Genomic DNA, 18,038 nt, shown 5'->3' with positions numbered 1-18,038 from the left:
CTCTGGGCCTCAGGCTCGGGTCAACAGACGGGCTTCTTTTTCCAGTTTCTTGCGGATACGCTGGCGTTTCAGGGGCGAAAGATAATCGACAAAAAGCACCCCCCTGAGATGATCCAGCTCGTGCTGGATGCAAATGGCCAGTAAGCCATCGGCATCCATGCTAAAGCTTTCGCCATTGGTATCTAATGCTGTGACTTTCACTTTTTCTGCCCGTTCAACTTTGGCATAGCTATTCGGTACAGAGAGGCAACCTTCTTCACTGATAGTAGAGCCGTTCTTTTCAGTGATTTCCGGGTTGATAAATACCAAAGGATTACTCTGATCTTCCGATACATCCATCACCACAATACGCAGATGGGTGTTGACCTGAGTGGCAGCCAGGCCTATACCATTTTCTTCACGCATGGTTTCGAACATGTCTTCGACCAGAGTGCGTATTTGGTCATTTATCTCTTTCACTGGCTTGGCGACAGTGCGTAAGCGCTCATCGGGGAAGCGCAGAACTTCTAATTTGGCCATGGAGTAATCAGCTACACTTAAATTTGATAAAAATGAAGGCGTTAAATATCAATTAACATACGAAACAAGTTAAAAGACTATTTAATACCTGAGAATACCGGCTATTCTAGCTCAACTGAGGTCAAAAAATAATAGCCCTGCCTGATTGTCTGTATGTCTGACTCCGGGGCTATATTTACTGTGACTCCTTTGCCGCTGAGATGTTCAGTGTGGCTGGAATCTTATTATGCAAGCTGCCCGGGGGAAATATGCGGTTTAATTTATCGAAATGGCTGTTCATACTTGTGTTTTTGCCAGCCTGGTGTATGGCTGTGGTGATCAGGCCTGATGCGCCAGAAGTCTACAAAGTTAAGAAAGGCGATACGTTGTGGGATATTTCAGCCATGTATCTAACGCAGCCCTGGTTATGGCCTGAGCTGTGGAGGAATAACAGTCATATCAGCAACCCTCATTTAATTTACCCTGGTGATGAGCTAAGGCTTGTCATTAATGAGCAGGGTGAAGCTGAGCTGGTGCTGTCCCGTGACAGTAATGACAAACCTCAAAAGAAGCTGAGCCCACAGGGTAAACTTATGGATAAGGCCAGCGAGCCTGTATCGGTTTTACCCTGGTCAGTGGTTGAGCCGTTTGTAAAAGGTGCCGTGGTGATGAGTAAAGAAGAATTCAGCGCGCTACCCAGGGTCATCACAGATTACGATGATACGGTCAGGTATGCGAATGAAGATTTACTTGTCGGAGAGATGGCTGACAACACTGATTCACTGCTGGTGCTGCGTCAGCAAAGCACTATTTATGATATGCAGGATAATGAAGTCGGCGTGCAGATTCGTAACCTCGCCAGTGCCACGCTGATACCTACTGAAAGTCAGGACTTTAGTCTGGTCAGACTGGATAAGTCCAGGATGGAAACGCGGGCCGGGGACCGATTAGCGCCAGTGTCGATTATGGAACAGTCTGACGACATTCAGCTTCGTTCTGCGGACAGTCAGCGAGGCCATATCCTGGGTAACTTACAGGAACACCATCTTATGGGGCGTCTTGATGTGGTGGTAGTCGATTTGGGTCACAGTGAGGTTACGCCGGGTACCGTAATGGGAATTTATACTCAGGGACCTGCTATCGAAGACAGTAAGACGGGCATCAGTGAAGACAGCTGGTTACCAGCTATATTTGATAACAAAGAAACTCCCCGGCCCCCTGCGATTAAATCGGGTGATTTGGTGGTGTTTAAGACCTTTGAACGTACCAGTTATGCGCTCATTCTGAACAGCTCAAGAATCGTTCGCCGGGGAGATATTGTCGGTAAGCCCTGACCGGGGACGAGATAATTAGGACAGTGAAATGTCACAGGATGTGGAATTAAGAAAGTGGATGACTCTCGAACAGTTACCAAGGCTTGGTGCGGGTACATTGAGGACGCTTTGTGACAATACGCAGGGACAGTTGCTTTCGTTATTTGGTTTGCCGGACTCTGAACTCAGAAGTCTGGGGTTAAATTCGGAACAAATCCGCACCATAAGAAAACCGAATAATGACTGGCTGGACAAGAATTTTGCCTGGTTGTCGGCCAGTCCGGAGAACTTCTTACTCGGATTTGATAGTGTTGATTATCCGCAACAGCTTAAGGAACTTCCCCGCCCGCCACTGTTGCTTTTCGGGCAAGGCAATAGTCACTGTCTGAAAAAGCCACAAATCGCTATTGTTGGCAGCAGAAACCCAACCACTCCCGGACGTCAGTTCGCCTTTGAGATAGCCTCTCAGCTCAGTCAGTCTGGGTTTGTTGTGACCAGTGGTATGGCACTGGGTATCGATGGGTGGGCACACAAAGGGGTATTGGAACGAGGTGGTGAGACTACCGCTGTACTGGGCTCAGGTCTTGAGCAAATCTACCCGAAACGTCATTTGCAGCTGGCGCGACAGATCCTTGATGGCGGAGGTTGTCTGTTGTCGGAGTTTGCCCCATGGCAAAAAGCTGCGGCTGATCATTTCCCCCGTCGTAATCGTATTATCAGTGGTCTGAGTCTTGGCACCCTGGTGGTTGAGGCCGCTATCAGGAGTGGCTCACTGATCACGGCACGGTATGCACTTGAGCAGGGCAGGGATGTGTTCGCTGTCCCTGGCAGTGTGCACAATCCGCTGTCTAAAGGTTGTCATTATTTAATCAAACAGGGTGCCAAGCTGGTGGAGAATGCAGAGGATATTATCGAGGAATATCAGAATCTTGTCACAGTGGTGGATAAAGTTAACGCAAATGATGCCGAAAAAAATAATAACAATGGCTTGGCAAGGGACAGATTGTTAGATAGTGTTGAGTTTGAGGTCACACCCATTGATGTGATCGCACAGCGCAGCGGCCTGCCATTGAAGGTAGTGTTGACAGAATTATTAGAATACGAGTTGCGCGGCTTAGTAACTGCCATCCCTGGCGGTTACATAAAATTGAGGGGAAAATAGTATGTTTGACATCCTCATGTATCTGTTTGAAAACTTCATTCATAGTGAAACGGAAATTCGTGTTGATCAGGACGAGTTGACCGATGAGCTTGTGCGCGCCGGTTTCCACCATGATGAAATATACAAAGCACTGTCCTGGCTGGAAAAGCTGGCAGCGTTGCAGGAATCAGATACTCACCCTTATCTGGCCAATGCCTCCACCTCTGCTCTTACCCGCATTTATACACAGGAAGAGCAGATGCGACTGGATGTAGAATGCCGGGGGTTTCTGATGTTTCTGGAACAGATCAACGTACTGGATGCTTCTACCCGTGAGATGGTGTTGGATCGGGTAATGGAGATCGATACGTCGGAATTCTGTCTGGAAGACCTCAAATGGGTCGTATTGATGGTACTGTTCAATGTGCCCGGCAAAGAAAATGCCTATGCTCAGATGGAAGAGCTGCTATTTGAGGAGCCTGAAGGTCTGTTGCACTGAGTGCAGACTGTCCAGACTGAATAACGCTTAGATATTAAGCGAGCCCTGACTATGGCATAATCATCTTATGTCAAAGATCGATCATTCCCTGTTTAAAGCCGATGAGCATGCCCTGCAGCATGCTTACGGCAATTGTCCTCAATGTGATGCGAAGCTGCAGATCCGCACCGGGCGCAGTGGCCCGTTTCTTGGCTGTAGCCGTTACCCACAGTGCGAATTCAGTAAACCTCTGCATGAATATCAATATCATGAGCTTAAGATCATTGAGGACTCTGCCTGTCCGGATTGTGGTGCCAGGCTGGCGGTGAAAAAGGGCCGTTATGGATTATTTATTGGATGTACCCATTTTCCTCAGTGTCACCATATCGAAAAGATGAATCAAAAGACGGAGACGGCTATCGGTTGTCCGGCTTGCGGCGAAGGACAACTGCAACAGCGAACAAACCGTTTTGGCAAAACGTTTTTTGCCTGTGATGGCTATCCAGCCTGTAAGTATTTGTTGAACCACCCGCCTGTTAAGCATCACTGCCCACAATGTGACTGGCCTTTGATGGTAAAGAAACAGGCGGCCCAGGGAGAATACCTGCAATGCCCACAACGTCAATGCCAGCATAAAATATCGCCCTCTGACCCTCTGCCTGAATAAGCTTAGCTTTGAGGTTATCCGGGTATAAGTATATGATCCCGGCTCTTTGGCAAAATGGCATCATAAATGAGTGAATCGCAACTGCAATGGCACGATGAGGTCAGACAAGCCTTTATTCGGGGAGAGTTACTGGCTTACCCCACTGAAGCCGTATTTGGTCTGGGTTGTGATCCTGATAACCAGCAAGCGGTGATGAATCTGCTGGCATTGAAAAAGCGGCCGGTGGAAAAAGGTCTGATTCTGGTGGCGAAAACCTATTCGCAGCTTTTGCCCTACGTCAAAGACTCTGCCATTCCACTGGACAGACGCACGGCTATTATTTCAAGCTGGCCGGGGCCGGTTACCTGGCTACTGCCTAAGTCTGACAATGCGCCGGACTGGATCACCGGGGGCAGCGATATGATTGCGGTTCGTGTATCTGCCCACCCTGTGGTCGAGCAGCTGTGTGATATGCTGGATAAACCCCTGGTCTCTACCAGTGCCAATCTCAGTGGCCAGCCGCCTGTCACCGAAGCGCAGGAAATTGTGCGAACCTTTGCCGATAACGTCGTGCTGGTGCCGGGAAAGGTTGGGGGAAGTCTTAAACCTTCTGAAATTCGTCACGGTCTGACCGGTAACATCATCAGGCCCGGAAAGTAGCGTTATATGTCTGAAATTAATCTGGATTCGGTTAAGCAATTTTTATTGGGTTTGCAAAACAATATTTGTCAGACCCTGGAGCTGGTGGATGGCAAAGGTAATTTTGCTGAGGATAACTGGCAGCGTGAAGAGGGTGGCGGCGGCCGCACCAGGGTGATGACTGCGGGTCAGGTTATCGAGCAGGGTGGAGTAAATTTTTCCCATGTTTATGGTGATGCCTTGCCACCGTCGGCGACAGCGGCCAGGCCTGAATTGCAGGGGCGCAGTTTCCAGGCTATGGGGGTATCGCTGGTAATCCATCCCAATAATCCCTATGTGCCGACTTCCCATGCCAATGTGCGCTTTTTTGTTGCCGAAAAACCAGGAGAAGAGCCGGTATGGTGGTTTGGCGGTGGCTTCGACTTAACTCCTTTTTATCCGTTTCTGGAAGATGTCCAACACTGGCACAAGGTCGCCCGTGATCTCTGCGCGCCTTTTGGTGATGAGGTATACCCGCAATATAAGAAATGGTGTGACGACTATTTTTATATCAGACACAGAAATGAAACCCGGGGTGTAGGCGGGCTTTTCTTCGACGATCTCAATGAATGGGGGTTCGACAAATGCTTTGCCTTTATGCAGGCTGTGGGTAACGGCTTTGTGGATGCCTATGTGCCGATTATCGAAACCCGAAAGGGAACGGCTTTTGGTGAACAGGAGCGTCAGTTTCAGCTTTACCGCCGTGGACGCTATGTCGAATTTAATCTGGTGTACGACAGAGGTACATTGTTTGGTCTGCAAACTGGTGGTCGCACTGAATCTATACTGATGTCCATGCCGCCACTGGCCAGGTGGGCTTATGATTATAAACCTATGCCAGGAAGCCGTGAGCACCAGTTATATCAGCATTTTCTTAAACCAAGAGACTGGCTGAGTGATGATCAGTGATTTTTCATATGTCGGGCCAGAGGCTGAAGGTTATTCCAGATAACCTGTCGAAGTTGATAATCGGTTACCGACTCCTCAAGAGCCCGGCTCATACAATATAACCACTGGCTGATCATCAGCTCGTCCACTTTCACATGCAGATGCCTTGCTCGTAAGCGGGGATGCCCGTACTTCTGTTCATACAGAGGGGGGCCGCCTAACCAGCCTGTCATGAACTCCAGAAATTTCTGCCGGGTAGTGCTCAGATCCTGTGAGTGAATAGCCCGCAGCTCGGCAGCTTTAGGATCCTGCTCCATAATATCGTAAAAGCGCTGACAAAGAGCTGTGGTGGTTTGTTCACCGCCAATCATTTCATACAGGCTGGCAGGTTTGGATTTTGCTGACTTCTGGTTTACTCTGCTCAGCCAGTCGTTAAGTTTGGTAAGCTTCATGGATCAATACGCCGTCTTTGGTAACCCTATTGCCCACAGCAAGTCCCCTTTTATTCATACCATGTTTGCGCAGCAAACCGGGCAACCGCTGAATTATGAGGCGATCCTAACACCTTTGAATGGCTTTACCGAAACAGTACGGCAGTTTTTCAACGGCTCCGGCAAGGGGGCCAATGTCACAGTTCCGTTTAAGCAACAGGCTTTTGAACTTGCAGATGAGCTGTCAACCGCCGCCGAGCTGGCAGGCTCGGTCAACACCCTCAGTTATCTCCAGGGAGTGATTAAAGGGGATAATACGGACGGTATAGGGCTGGTCAGAGACTTGCAGTTTCATGATATCGAGCTTAGTGGCAAGCGAATATTATTGCTTGGAGCCGGCGGTGCAGCCAGAGGGGCCATTCTGCCGGTGCTGGAGCAGCAGCCCCTTAGTTTGCATATTGCTAACCGGACCGAGGCAAAAGCCAGAGAGCTAGCAGCAAAATTTGCTGATTATGGCGATATCTCCGGTGGCGGCTTGGAGTCTATTCCTCAACAGCACTATGAGCTGATCATCAACGCTTCATCTTCCGGGTTGTCCGGTGATCGGCCGCAGATCCCACAGTCAGTTATAAATACGGATAGCATTTGCTATGACATGCTTTATGCCAAAGCAATGACACCCTTTAATCAATGGGCAAACATAAGCGGAGCGGCAATCCTGTTGGATGGTCTGGGAATGCTGGTGGAACAGGCTGCACAAAGCTTTTACCTGTGGCGCGGAGTGATGCCGGACACGGGGGCTGTGCGCAAAGCCCTGCGACAACACCTGGAGTATGGGTAAGCCAAAGTCAGAGCTGAGACAGATAGTCGTCTTTGAGCTCCACATAATTTACTGCTGATTGTTTAAGAAAATCTAATTCTGCCTGACGCAATGGTCTGGATTGGCTGGCCGGGCTGCCTACATACAGGTATCCTGATTGCAGCGTCTTACCCGGTGGCACCAGCGCACCGGCGCCGATAAAAACATCATCCTCTACTATGGCGCCGTCCATGATAATGGCACCCATACCCACCAATATTCTGTTACCCAGCTTGCAGCCATGCAGCATACATTTATGACCTACCGTCACATCATCACCTATTAATAAAGGATGCCCATCCGGGTTGTTGTCCGATTTACGGGTGACATGCAACACAGTGCCATCCTGAATATTGGTGCGCTCACCAATGCGGATAAAATTCACATCCCCCCTGGCCGCAACCAAAGGCCAGATACTCGAATCGTCGCCCAGGCTGATGTCACCTTTTATAACCGCGCTATCATCCACATAACAATTTTTACCCAGAACAGGGGCTTTTCCTTTATATAAATCCATAGCTTATCTCCACAGTAAAAGGCGTTGATTCAGAGCAAATAGTAGCAAAAATAGACGTTTGATGCCTATTTCATGCGCAAAGCTAAATAAATGCCAGAAAATTACAAAAAATCGTTGACGCTAAAATACGGATCTGTAGAATGCGCGCTCTCTTCGGGGGACATCGGCAACGACAAACCTGAAAGGTAAACAAAGCGAAATAATTTATTTATGTAGCTTGACTTTACCAAAGGATAGCGTAAAATGCGCGTCCCGCTTGAGAGAGGCCTTGAAGGTGCTTTTGAGCGAACTGTTCTTTAACAATTAGCAACAAGACAATCTGTGTGGGCACTCATTAAAAGAGTGTCAGCCAAAAAGTTATATTCATGATTTATTTAATTGAAGAGTTTGATCATGGCTCAGATTGAACGCTGGCGGCAGGCCTAACACATGCAAGTCGAGCGGTAACATTTCTAGCTTGCTAGAAGATGACGAGCGGCGGACGGGTGAGTAATACTTGGGGATCTGCCTGATGGCGGGGGACAACCACTGGAAACGGTGGCTAATACCGCATAATGTCTACGGACCAAAGTATGGGACCTTCGGGCCATACACCATCAGAGGAACCCAAGCGAGATTAGCTAGTAGGTGAGGTAAAGGCTCACCTAGGCGACGATCTCTAGCTGTTCTGAGAGGAAGATCAGCCACACTGGGACTGAGACACGGCCCAGACTCCTACGGGAGGCAGCAGTGGGGAATATTGGACAATGGGGGCAACCCTGATCCAGCCATGCCGCGTGTGTGAAGAAGGCCTTCGGGTTGTAAAGCACTTTCAGTGGTGAGGAAGGGGAGTACGTTAATAGCGTACTTCATTGACGTTAGCCACAGAAGAAGCACCGGCTAACTCCGTGCCAGCAGCCGCGGTAATACGGAGGGTGCGAGCGTTAATCGGAATTACTGGGCGTAAAGCGCACGCAGGCGGCTTGTTAAGCCAGATGTGAAAGCCCCGGGCTCAACCTGGGAGGGTCATTTGGAACTGGCAAGCTAGAGTCTTGGAGAGGGGAGTGGAATTCCAGGTGTAGCGGTGAAATGCGTAGAGATCTGGAGGAACATCAGTGGCGAAGGCGGCTCCCTGGCCAAAGACTGACGCTCATGTGCGAAAGTGTGGGTAGCGAACAGGATTAGATACCCTGGTAGTCCACACCGTAAACGCTGTCTACTAGCTGTGTGCGAATTTAATTTGTGCGTAGCGAAGCTAACGCGCTAAGTAGACCGCCTGGGGAGTACGGCCGCAAGGTTAAAACTCAAATGAATTGACGGGGGCCCGCACAAGCGGTGGAGCATGTGGTTTAATTCGATGCAACGCGAAGAACCTTACCTACTCTTGACATACTGGGAATTTAGCAGAGATGCTTTAGTGCCTTCGGGAATCCAGATACAGGTGCTGCATGGCTGTCGTCAGCTCGTGTCGTGAGATGTTGGGTTAAGTCCCGCAACGAGCGCAACCCTTGTCCTTAGTTGCCAGCATTAGGTTGGGCACTCTAAGGAGACTGCCGGTGACAAACCGGAGGAAGGTGGGGACGACGTCAAGTCATCATGGCCCTTACGAGTAGGGCTACACACGTGCTACAATGGTTGGTACAGAGGGAAGCGAGACCGCGAGGTGGAGCGGATCCCTTAAAGCCAATCGTAGTCCGGATCGGAGTCTGCAACTCGACTCCGTGAAGTCGGAATCGCTAGTAATCGCAGGTCAGCATACTGCGGTGAATACGTTCCCGGGCCTTGTACACACCGCCCGTCACACCATGGGAGTGGGATGCAAAAGAAGTGGTTAGCTTAACCTTCGGGAGGGCGATCACCACTTTGTGTTTCATGACTGGGGTGAAGTCGTAACAAGGTAACCCTAGGGGAACCTGGGGTTGGATCACCTCCTTACGTAAGGCTGCGCTTTTTTAGTGTAGTGTCCACACAGATTGTTTTGTTGGTAAGAAGAACGAGCGAGATTATGGGTCTGTAGCTCAGCTGGTTAGAGCGCACCCCTGATAAGGGTGAGGTCGGTAGTTCAAGTCTACTCAGACCCACCAATCATGAATGCTAAGTGATAAGTTATGAATGCTGAGTGAACGCATTCAGTCCTAATCACTCATCATTCAGCATTATCAAGGGGCTATAGCTCAGCTGGGAGAGCGCCTGCCTTGCACGCAGGAGGTCAGCGGTTCGATCCCGCTTAGCTCCACCACTTCATTGTGGTGAAAGACGAGAAGAATAACCTTAATGAATAAGCACTTTAGAAGTGTGTATTGATTAAGGTTTTTTAAGCCTTAAACCTGTTCTTTAACAATTTGGACAAGCTGATAAAGAAATCATCCAGCTAAATTAAGCAATTGATTTAGCTAGAAGTAGCGTCATTGGTATTCTTGATTAGAGAATGTTGATGAAGTTGTTTGGCTGTAGAGCACTGAATTACGACGTAATTTGGGGTTGTATGGTTAAGTAACAAAGCGTATACGGTGGATGCCTAGGCAGTTAGAGGCGATGAAGGACGTGTAAGTCTGCGAAAAGCTGTGGTGAGCTGACAAAACGCATTTGAGCCACAGATGTCCGAATGGGGAAACCCAGTGCATTTATGCATTATCACTTAGTGAATACATAGCTAAGTGAGGCGAACCGGGAGAACTGAAACATCTAAGTACCCCGAGGAAAAGAAATCAACCGAGATTCCCCTAGTAGCGGCGAGCGAACGGGGAGTAGCCCTTAAGTTATCAGTGTTTTAGTGGAAGGCTCTGGAAAGTGCCGCCATAGTGGGTGATAGCCCCGTACACAAAGGAACGCTGATAGTGAAATCGAGTAGGTCGGGACACGTGTTATCTTGACTGAACATGGGGGGACCATCCTCCAAGGCTAAATACTCCTAACTGACCGATAGTGAACCAGTACCGTGAGGGAAAGGCGAAAAGAACCCCTGTGAGGGGAGTGAAATAGAACCTGAAACCGTATACGTACAAGCAGTCGGAGCCCTTCGGGGTGACGGCGTACCTTTTGTATAATGGGTCAGCGACTTATATTTAGTAGCGAGGTTAACCGATTAGGGGAGCCGTAGCGAAAGCGAGTGTTAACTGCGCGTTCAGTTGCTAGGTATAGACCCGAAACCCGGTGATCTAGCCATGGGCAGGTTGAAGGTTGAGTAACATCAACTGGAGGACCGAACTCACTAATGTTGAAAAATTAGGAGATGACTTGTGGCTGGGGGTGAAAGGCCAATCAAACCGGGAGATAGCTGGTTCTCCCCGAAAGCTATTTAGGTAGCGCCTCGGACGAACACCTACGGGGGTAGAGCACTGTTTGGGCTAGGGGGTCATCCCGACTTACCAACCCCATGCAAACTCCGAATACCGTAGAGTGCTATCCGGGAGACACACGGCGGGTGCTAACGTCCGTCGTGAAGAGGGAAACAACCCAGACCGCCAGCTAAGGTCCCAAAATATTGCTAAGTGGGAAACGATGTGGAAAGGCCCAGACAGCTAGGAGGTTGGCTTAGAAGCAGCCACCCTTTAAAGAAAGCGTAATAGCTCACTAGTCGAGTCGGTCTGCGCGGAAGATGTAACGGGGCTAAGCAATATACCGAAGCTGCGGCAGCATACTAAGTATGCTGGGTAGGGGAGCGTTGTGTAAGTGGCTGAAGGTGACTCGAGAGGGTTGCTGGACATATCACAAGTGCGAATGCTGACATGAGTAACGATAAAGGGGGTGAAAAACCCCCTCGCCGGAAGACCAAGGTTTCCTGTCCCATGCTAATCAGGGCAGGGTAAGTCGGCCCCTAAGGCGAGGCCGAAAGGCGTAGTCGATGGGAAACGGGTTAATATTCCCGTACCGGTATTATCAGTGAAGGGGGGACGGAGAAGGCTATGCAGGCATGGCGTTGGTAGTCCATGTGAAAGTGCGTAGGGAGATGAATTAGGTAAATCCGGTTCATTAATTCTGAGACACGAGACGAGTCACTACGGTGATGAAGTTGCAGATGCCCTGCTTCCAGGAAAAGCCTCTAAGCTTATGATAATACTGACCGTACCCCAAACCGACACAGGTGGTCAGGTAGAGAATACCAAGGCGCTTGAGAGAACTCGGGTGAAGGAACTCGGCAAAATAGTACCGTAACTTCGGGAGAAGGTACGCCCCTGTTTGTGAAGGCTTTACGCCGTAAGCGAATGGGGGCCGCAGTGACCAGGTGGCTGGGACTGTTTATTAAAAACACAGCACTGTGCTAAATCGAAAGATGACGTATACGGTGTGACACCTGCCCGGTGCCGGAAGGTTAATTGATGGGGTTAGCTTAGGCGAAGCTCTTGATCGAAGCCCCGGTAAACGGCGGCCGTAACTATAACGGTCCTAAGGTAGCGAAATTCCTTGTCGGGTAAGTTCCGACCTGCACGAATGGTGTAACCATGGCCACGCTGTCTCCACCCGAGACTCAGTGAAATTGAAATTGCCGTGAAGATGCGGTGTACCCGCGGCTAGACGGAAAGACCCCGTGAACCTTTACTACAGCTTGGCACTGAACATTGACCCTACATGTGTAGGATAGGTGGGAGGCTATGAAGCATTGTCGCCAGATGATGTGGAGCTGCCCTTGAAATACCACCCTTGTATGTTTGATGTTCTAACGTTGTCCCATTATCTGGGATGCGGACAGTGTCTGGTGGGTAGTTTGACTGGGGCGGTCTCCTCCCAAAGCGTAACGGAGGAGCACGAAGGTTGGCTAATCCTGGTCGGACATCAGGAGGTTAGTGTAATGGCATAAGCCAGCTTAACTGCGAGACAGACACGTCGAGCAGGTACGAAAGTAGGTCATAGTGATCCGGTGGTTCTGAATGGAAGGGCCATCGCTCAACGGATAAAAGGTACTCCGGGGATAACAGGCTGATACCGCCCAAGAGTTCATATCGACGGCGGTGTTTGGCACCTCGATGTCGGCTCATCACATCCTGGGGCTGAAGTCGGTCCCAAGGGTATGGCTGTTCGCCATTTAAAGTGGTACGCGAGCTGGGTTTAGAACGTCGTGAGACAGTTCGGTCCCTATCTGCCGTGGGCGCTGGATGATTGAGGGGAGCTGCTCCTAGTACGAGAGGACCGGAGTGGACGAACCGCTGGTGTTCGGGTTGTCATGCCAATGGCACTGCCCGGTAGCTACGTTCGGAATCGATAACCGCTGAAAGCATCTAAGCGGGAAGCGAGCCCCAAGATGAGTCATCCCTGACAGTTTACTGTCCTGAAGGGTTGTCTGAGACTAAGACGTTGATAGGCAGGGTGTGGAAGCGTTGTAAGGCGTTAAGCTAACCTGTACTAATTGCCCGTGAGGCTTAACCATACAACACCCAAATTACGATGTATGTGTAGCCACAACTGATTCAACCATGACGCTACAATTGATTTCTTTAAAGCTTGTACCAAATTATTAAAACCAGTTTTGCCTGGCGGCCATAGCGTTACGGAACCACCTGATCCATTCCGAACTCAGCAGTGAAACGTAACAGCGGCGATGGTAGTGTGGGGTTTCCCCATGTGAGAGTAGCACACCGCCAGGCTCCTAATAACGCAAAAGCCCCTAGCTGAGTACAGCTAGGGGCTTTTTGCATTATAGACACTGCGTGTCCGGTCTCATGGCAAACCCAACCCATCGGACTGTCTATGGGATAAGCGTATTGCAGGAGGGAGTCATCTGTCACCCGTCCCTGGGGCAGCCTCCAGCCTCGCATCCCTGCTCGTCGTTCACTCAGCTGCGTTATGCCACAGGCATAACGGTCTTCGCTCACCCCATGTGAGTATTCTGTAGGTCGGGCTTCAGCCCGACGCTGCCCACACCGCCAGGCTCCTATTCAGAATCAAGACCACCTGTTATCAGGTGGCCCTGATTCGTTTCAGACACTTAAAACCTCTGCGTCCCTGCGCCTTTGCGAGATCATCTGGCTTTTTGTTTTTGATCTCGCAGAGACGCAGAGGCGCTGAGATATGAATAGAATCAAAATACACAGTGCTTTTGGGAGAGAACATAGACATTACACCGCAATCCTGATGGCAATCAGGACCTCTTACCAACGGCTGTGCTGTTGATTAATGAAAATCCCGGGACTTGATTTTTAACTGTTGGAACTGGTGGCTGAGATCTTCCAGTTTGCCGGCGATGATATGGATGACGCCACCATCACCTTTCTCGATAATACCGGTCACTTTGAGGATGGATGATTTAAGATAGGCCTGTTTTTGTGCTCTGGCGGTAGCGCGCCAGACGATCACATTAATATTACCGGTATCATCCTCAAGGGTAATAAAAGTGACACCAGAGGCCGTTCCGGGGCTTTGTCTGCCCTGTACAAGCCCTGCTACTCTGACCACGCTGTTATGAGCCTTACCTGGCAAATCTTTGGCTGAAGTTATATGGCCCAGTAATCCTGCTTGTTGCAATAATCCAATTGGATGAGTGCTGAGTGTCATGCCTGTTGCGGCATAGTCCTCAAGCATATTATCTATATCGCTGGGGGCTAGTGCCCATTGTCCTTTTTTTTCTTCAACCTGAGAAAACAGAGGCAGTGCCGGGGTGTTGTCCATCAGCATCCACCTGGCCTGGTAGCGGTTACTTTCACTGTCTCTGCTCAGGGCTCTCAGGGCATCGGCACTGGCAAGAGCTTGTAGGTCGTCATCTTTTTTCACTACAGCGCGAAGCTCAGATGTGCCCTCAAAGCCCTGCTTTGGTCTATGACCGACTATAGCCAGGGCGCTTTGAGTGCTGAGACCTTTAACTTGTCGCAAGCCAATACGGATTGCGAGATCTTTGTCATGAGCCTGCAGTGTATAATCATGGTCAGAATGGTTAATACACACAGGGAGCACGCTAATATGATGACGCCGGGCATCCTGTATTAACTGGGATGGCGAATAAAAGCCCATAGGCCAACTGTTCAGCAAGGCGGTATAGAAAGCAGCAGGGTAATGGTGCTTAAGCCAGGCCGACACATAAGCCAGTACCGCAAAAGAGGCGGAGTGGGATTCAGGAAAACCATATTCACCGAAGCCGCAGATTTGCTGGTATAAACGCTCGGCGAATTGCCGTTTATAGCCTCTGTCGAGCATGCCCTTAATCAGTTTCTGTTCAAAGCTTTTAAGCTCACCGGTTCTTTTCCAACTACCCATAGCCCGGCGCAACTGATCGGCTTCACCTCCGCTGAAACCCGCAGCCACCATAGCCAGTTGGATCACCTGCTCCTGAAAAATAGGCACGCCGAGAGTGCGGTCCAGTACACCTTTGACTGCATCTGAGGGGTAGTCAACCCGTTCTTTGCCATCTCTGCGTCGAAGGTAGGGGTGTACCATATCCCCCTGGATAGGCCCTGGTCTGACGATAGCGATTTCGATCACCAAATCATAGTAACAGCGGGGTTTCAGTCTGGGCAGCATACTCATTTGCGCCCGGGATTCTATCTGAAATACGCCGATAGTATCGGCCTGCTGGATCATCCTGTACACATCCGGGTCATCGCCAAGATTACTGATGGTGGCGATACTAAGCTGTCGGCCGTAGTGTTTTTCGATTAGCGCAAAACATTTACGGATAGCAGTAAGCATGCCCAATGCCAGTATATCGACTTTTATCAGCTTCATGCTTTCGATATCGTCTTTATCCCACTGGATCACCGTGCGCTCCTGCATGGCGGCATTTTCTACCGGAACCAGTTCATAGAGTGGTCCGGAGGAAATGACAAAGCCGCCCACATGCTGTGATAAGTGACGGGGAAATCCCTGCAAAGCCTCTGTCAGCTGGATCAGATTGTGGGCCGTGTGGCTCTGTGGATCGAGCCCTAGCTCGCTGATTTGTAATTGCCAGCTCAGGCCACTATCGCGACGATTGATATTCTTAATAAAAAAATCCAGTTGGGTTTCCTCAATACCCAGAGCCTTACCGATATCCCGCACAGCACTTTTGAGTCGGTAAGTAATCACTGTGGCTGCAAGGGCGGTTCTTTCCCTGCCATATTTTCTGTAAATGTACTGGATAACCTCTTCACGGCGCTCATGCTCGAAATCCACATCAATATCCGGTGGCTCATCCCTCTCCTTGGAAATAAATCGTTCAAACAGAACTTCACTCTTACTGGGATCCACAGCGGTAATTTGCAGGCAATAACACACGGCAGAGTTAGCGGCTGAGCCGCGCCCCTGGTACAGAATCTGTTGCTTTTGGGCAAATTCGACGATATCCCGGATGGTGAGAAAAAAGTACTCGTATTGCTTCAGTGCAATCAGTGCCAGCTCCTTTTCTACCAGAGTTTTGACTTTACAAGGGATCCCCCCGGGGTAGCGTTCAGCCGCGCCCTCATAGACCAGTTGTCTGAGGTAATCAGTAGCTGAATAGCCTTTGGGAACCAGCTCAGCAGGGTATTGATAACGCAGTTCATCCAGACTGAAGGTACAGCGTCTGGCAATCTGCAGGCTTTGCTCTATCCACTCATCCGGATAAAGTTTGTTAAGCTTGTGCAGCGGTCGCAGGCTCGCTTCACTGTTGGATAATGCCCGATGCCCTAATCCGGCAACAGAAGTTTTAAGACGGATGGCGGTAAGACAGTGTTGCAGCACCAGGCGTTCGCTCTGGTGCATCAATACGCCGGTACAACAGGTAATCGGAATATCAAAGGCCAGACCGAGCTGCTGGCAGTGATCCAGGTGCTGTTGTTCATCGGCGTGCAATAATCGCCTGCTGCCGAGCCACAATCTCTCCCTGTGGTGCTTTGTCAGCCACTTTGCCCAATGCTGATCCTGTGTTGTTTGCCCGCAGGGCAACCAGATAAGCAGACAATGTTGCAGACTTTTCAGATCCCATTCATGTAATTGATAGTGTCCCTTTTTGGCCCGTCGTCTGGCGTTAGTGATAATCCGACAGAGTTCTGAATAGGCATTTTTATCCGGGCACAGCAGCACCACTTGCAGGTCGGGCTCAAGGCGCAGCAGACTACCCACGATCAGTTTTATGGACAGCTGCTGTTGTTTGATCTCGGTATAGGCCCTGACAATACCAGCTAAAGAACATTCATCGGTGATGGCCAGTGCTTCATAACCCAGAAAATCGGCCTGCCTGATCAGTTCTTGTGGATGGGACGCTCCCTGCAAAAAAGAGAAGTTACTCTGACAAAAAAGTTCGGCATAGGCCATCAACTGAACACTCCCTGTATAAACCATTGTGCTTGTGGGGTGCGATATACCCACAACCAGCGCCCTTTTGTGCAACGGCCAATAAAATAATCCCGATGTACCGGCTTGCTGTCCCACCAACCGGTTTCAATCCGCTCCGGACCATGCAGCAGTCTGACTTTTTCATTCAGGGCTGTGGGAGGGTCGCAAAGCAACAGCGGCCGCATTGATGGCAGCGTCCGGTTAATACAGCTGGTCCCGGTAAAGTCAGGCTCTGTGTATCCCGTGCTTTGTTCCGGGCGAAAGTCATCGTCAAGGTTTAAGCCTTTAAGTGCCTCTTTACCCAGCTTGGCCTGTAATTGCGCCAGCAGCTGTAACGGTGTTTGCCGGCCTTGCTGACCGGCGAAAAGATCCTGACATTGACCTGGCTTATCCTGTAACTCGGTGACCTTCAGCATTATGGCGTGCACCGCTTCACACAGCGTCAGCTTTTCCAGCTTAAGTACAATTAACGACTGCCAGAATGAAGCCTGATATTCGGCCTGGGCCGATTCAATACAAAGCTCTGCTGTGCTGTTATCCTGATGAACAAAGCGTAACAACAGCCTGGTGGTGAGCTTGTCCCGCAGGCGTAAGAAGTGTTCGAGCTGTAGTAACAAAGCCTGAATAGGTGACAGCAGACGTTGGCTGTTTTCAACGCCGTACAGTAGTGTCAGCGTTTGTCTGAAGTGTGGTGGCGGATAATAAAAGATCTGCGGGTGACTGAAATGGCCACTGAGACGCCCTGTATAAATGGCGAGATCATGACTGAAGCGCTGACTTAGCTCAGTGGTACTGATGGCCAGCAGTTCGCCGACACGCCTGACCCCGACCCGGGTGAGCTGATGTTGCTGTTTAGTACTGAGGTCCGTAGCGGATAAGGGGCAATGCCGTATTGCTTCGTGCAACTTTTGCGGCTCCTCATCGATAAGCTTGAGACCCTCTCGAGCCAGTAATCTGGCCGCCAGTGGGGTCTGACCACAGGCATAGGTGTGGTTAAACGCCAGCGGCTGCAGGCGCTGCTTTACAGCCAGCCAGTAAGGTTGCAGGCCACCGTATAAAGACAGCATGGGATGAACGCGCAACAATAATCCGTCGGGTGGCCATAATGCAATATCTGAGGTGCAGCCATATAGCCAGGAGGCAATATCCTTAAGTTTGTCGCTTTCGAGTTGCTGCTGATATTCTGCTACCTGCAGGCCATGGCACAGGGAGGCCGCGGTGCCCAGCCCCATACCCGACCGGATCCCGCATTGATATGCTGTCTGATTAAGCTGGATAATACGGTTGTCAGCTTTGTTCAGCACCACAACTGGCTGGCCGGGTTTGCTATGTAAACAGTCCAGTTGCAGAGATGGAAAATGCAGATACAGCCACAGATCAGACATAAAAGT

General features: G+C 50.0%; 12 protein-coding genes, 2 tRNA genes and 3 rRNA genes. 12 read left to right on the top strand and 5 right to left on the bottom strand.

Going from position 1 to position 18,038, the window contains the following annotated elements:
• Positions 1-9: 9 nt before the first annotated feature.
• Positions 10-519 (bottom strand): peptide deformylase, encoded by a 510-nt coding sequence (def, locus tag AT746_RS18920; protein ID WP_062483587.1) that lies wholly within the window; start codon positions 517-519, stop codon positions 10-12.
• Positions 520-767: 248 nt separating this feature from the next.
• Between def and AT746_RS18915 the strand changes: the two genes are divergently transcribed.
• From AT746_RS18915 to hemF, 6 genes are all read left to right on the top strand, one after another.
• The gene (locus tag AT746_RS18915; protein WP_062483585.1) at positions 768-1,832 is read left to right on the top strand and encodes a LysM peptidoglycan-binding domain-containing protein; all 1,065 of its coding nucleotides are present in this window, start codon (positions 768-770) and stop codon (positions 1,830-1,832) included.
• A gap of 28 nt (positions 1,833-1,860) precedes the next feature.
• Positions 1,861-2,973, top strand: coding sequence for a DNA-processing protein DprA (gene dprA / locus AT746_RS18910; RefSeq protein ID WP_062483583.1), 1,113 nt, complete (start codon positions 1,861-1,863; stop codon positions 2,971-2,973).
• A gap of 1 nt (position 2,974) precedes the next feature.
• Positions 2,975-3,451, top strand: coding sequence for a DUF494 family protein (locus AT746_RS18905; RefSeq protein ID WP_062483581.1), 477 nt, complete (start codon positions 2,975-2,977; stop codon positions 3,449-3,451).
• 67 nt (positions 3,452-3,518) lie between these two features.
• Complete coding sequence (locus tag AT746_RS18900; RefSeq protein WP_062483580.1) at positions 3,519-4,097, top strand: topoisomerase DNA-binding C4 zinc finger domain-containing protein; 579 nt, start codon at positions 3,519-3,521, stop codon at positions 4,095-4,097.
• Between the two features lie 66 nt (positions 4,098-4,163).
• Positions 4,164-4,736 carry a Sua5/YciO/YrdC/YwlC family protein gene (locus AT746_RS18895; protein ID WP_062483577.1) on the top strand — a complete coding sequence of 191 codons (573 nt, stop codon included), beginning with the start codon at positions 4,164-4,166 and terminating at the stop codon, positions 4,734-4,736.
• A gap of 6 nt (positions 4,737-4,742) precedes the next feature.
• Positions 4,743-5,663, top strand: a complete 921-nt coding sequence (gene hemF, locus AT746_RS18890) for an oxygen-dependent coproporphyrinogen oxidase (RefSeq protein ID WP_062483575.1) — start codon at positions 4,743-4,745, stop codon at positions 5,661-5,663.
• On the opposite strand, the gene AT746_RS18885 is transcribed toward hemF, so the two are convergent.
• Positions 5,657-6,094, bottom strand: coding sequence for a group II truncated hemoglobin (locus tag AT746_RS18885; RefSeq protein ID WP_082633347.1), 438 nt, complete (start codon positions 6,092-6,094; stop codon positions 5,657-5,659). The genes hemF and AT746_RS18885 overlap by 7 nt on opposite strands.
• On the opposite strand from AT746_RS18885, the gene aroE reads away from it, so the two are divergent.
• Positions 6,093-6,914, top strand: a complete 822-nt coding sequence (aroE, locus tag AT746_RS18880) for a shikimate dehydrogenase (RefSeq protein ID WP_062483573.1) — start codon at positions 6,093-6,095, stop codon at positions 6,912-6,914. The two genes, AT746_RS18885 and aroE, sit on opposite strands and share 2 nt — an antisense overlap.
• A 7-nt stretch (positions 6,915-6,921) precedes the next feature.
• Here aroE and AT746_RS18875 read toward each other — a convergent pair whose 3' ends face one another.
• Complete coding sequence (locus tag AT746_RS18875) at positions 6,922-7,449, bottom strand: gamma carbonic anhydrase family protein (RefSeq protein WP_062483571.1); 528 nt, start codon at positions 7,447-7,449, stop codon at positions 6,922-6,924.
• 375 nt (positions 7,450-7,824) lie between these two features.
• On the opposite strand from AT746_RS18875, the gene AT746_RS18870 reads away from it, so the two are divergent.
• The 5 genes from AT746_RS18870 (at position 7,825) to rrf (ending at position 13,010) form a co-directional block, all read left to right on the top strand.
• Positions 7,825-9,363: ribosomal RNA gene (locus AT746_RS18870) — 16S ribosomal RNA — on the top strand.
• 72 nt (positions 9,364-9,435) lie between these two features.
• A tRNA-Ile gene (locus tag AT746_RS18865) sits at positions 9,436-9,512 on the top strand.
• A 79-nt stretch (positions 9,513-9,591) separates the two neighbouring features.
• Positions 9,592-9,667, top strand: a tRNA-Ala gene (locus tag AT746_RS18860).
• 248 nt (positions 9,668-9,915) lie between these two features.
• Positions 9,916-12,793 (top strand): 23S ribosomal RNA (locus AT746_RS18855).
• Between the two features lie 102 nt (positions 12,794-12,895).
• A 5S ribosomal RNA gene (gene rrf / locus AT746_RS18850) occupies positions 12,896-13,010 on the top strand.
• The 16S, 23S and 5S rRNA genes sit together here with 2 tRNA genes alongside, the layout of an rRNA operon.
• 526 nt (positions 13,011-13,536) lie before the next feature.
• Here rrf and AT746_RS18845 read toward each other — a convergent pair.
• Positions 13,537-16,626 carry an error-prone DNA polymerase gene (locus AT746_RS18845; protein WP_062483569.1) on the bottom strand — a complete coding sequence of 1,030 codons (3,090 nt, stop codon included), beginning with the start codon at positions 16,624-16,626 and terminating at the stop codon, positions 13,537-13,539.
• Positions 16,626-18,032, bottom strand: coding sequence for a Y-family DNA polymerase (locus AT746_RS18840; RefSeq protein ID WP_062483567.1), 1,407 nt, complete (start codon positions 18,030-18,032; stop codon positions 16,626-16,628). The genes AT746_RS18845 and AT746_RS18840 overlap by 1 nt, the downstream gene beginning before the upstream one ends.
• Positions 18,033-18,038: the final 6 nt, after the last annotated feature.

Source organism: Lacimicrobium alkaliphilum, from assembly GCF_001466725.1.
Classification (GTDB): domain Bacteria; phylum Pseudomonadota; class Gammaproteobacteria; order Enterobacterales; family Alteromonadaceae; genus Lacimicrobium; species Lacimicrobium alkaliphilum_B.
This window is presented reverse-complemented; position numbering and strand designations above follow the sequence as displayed.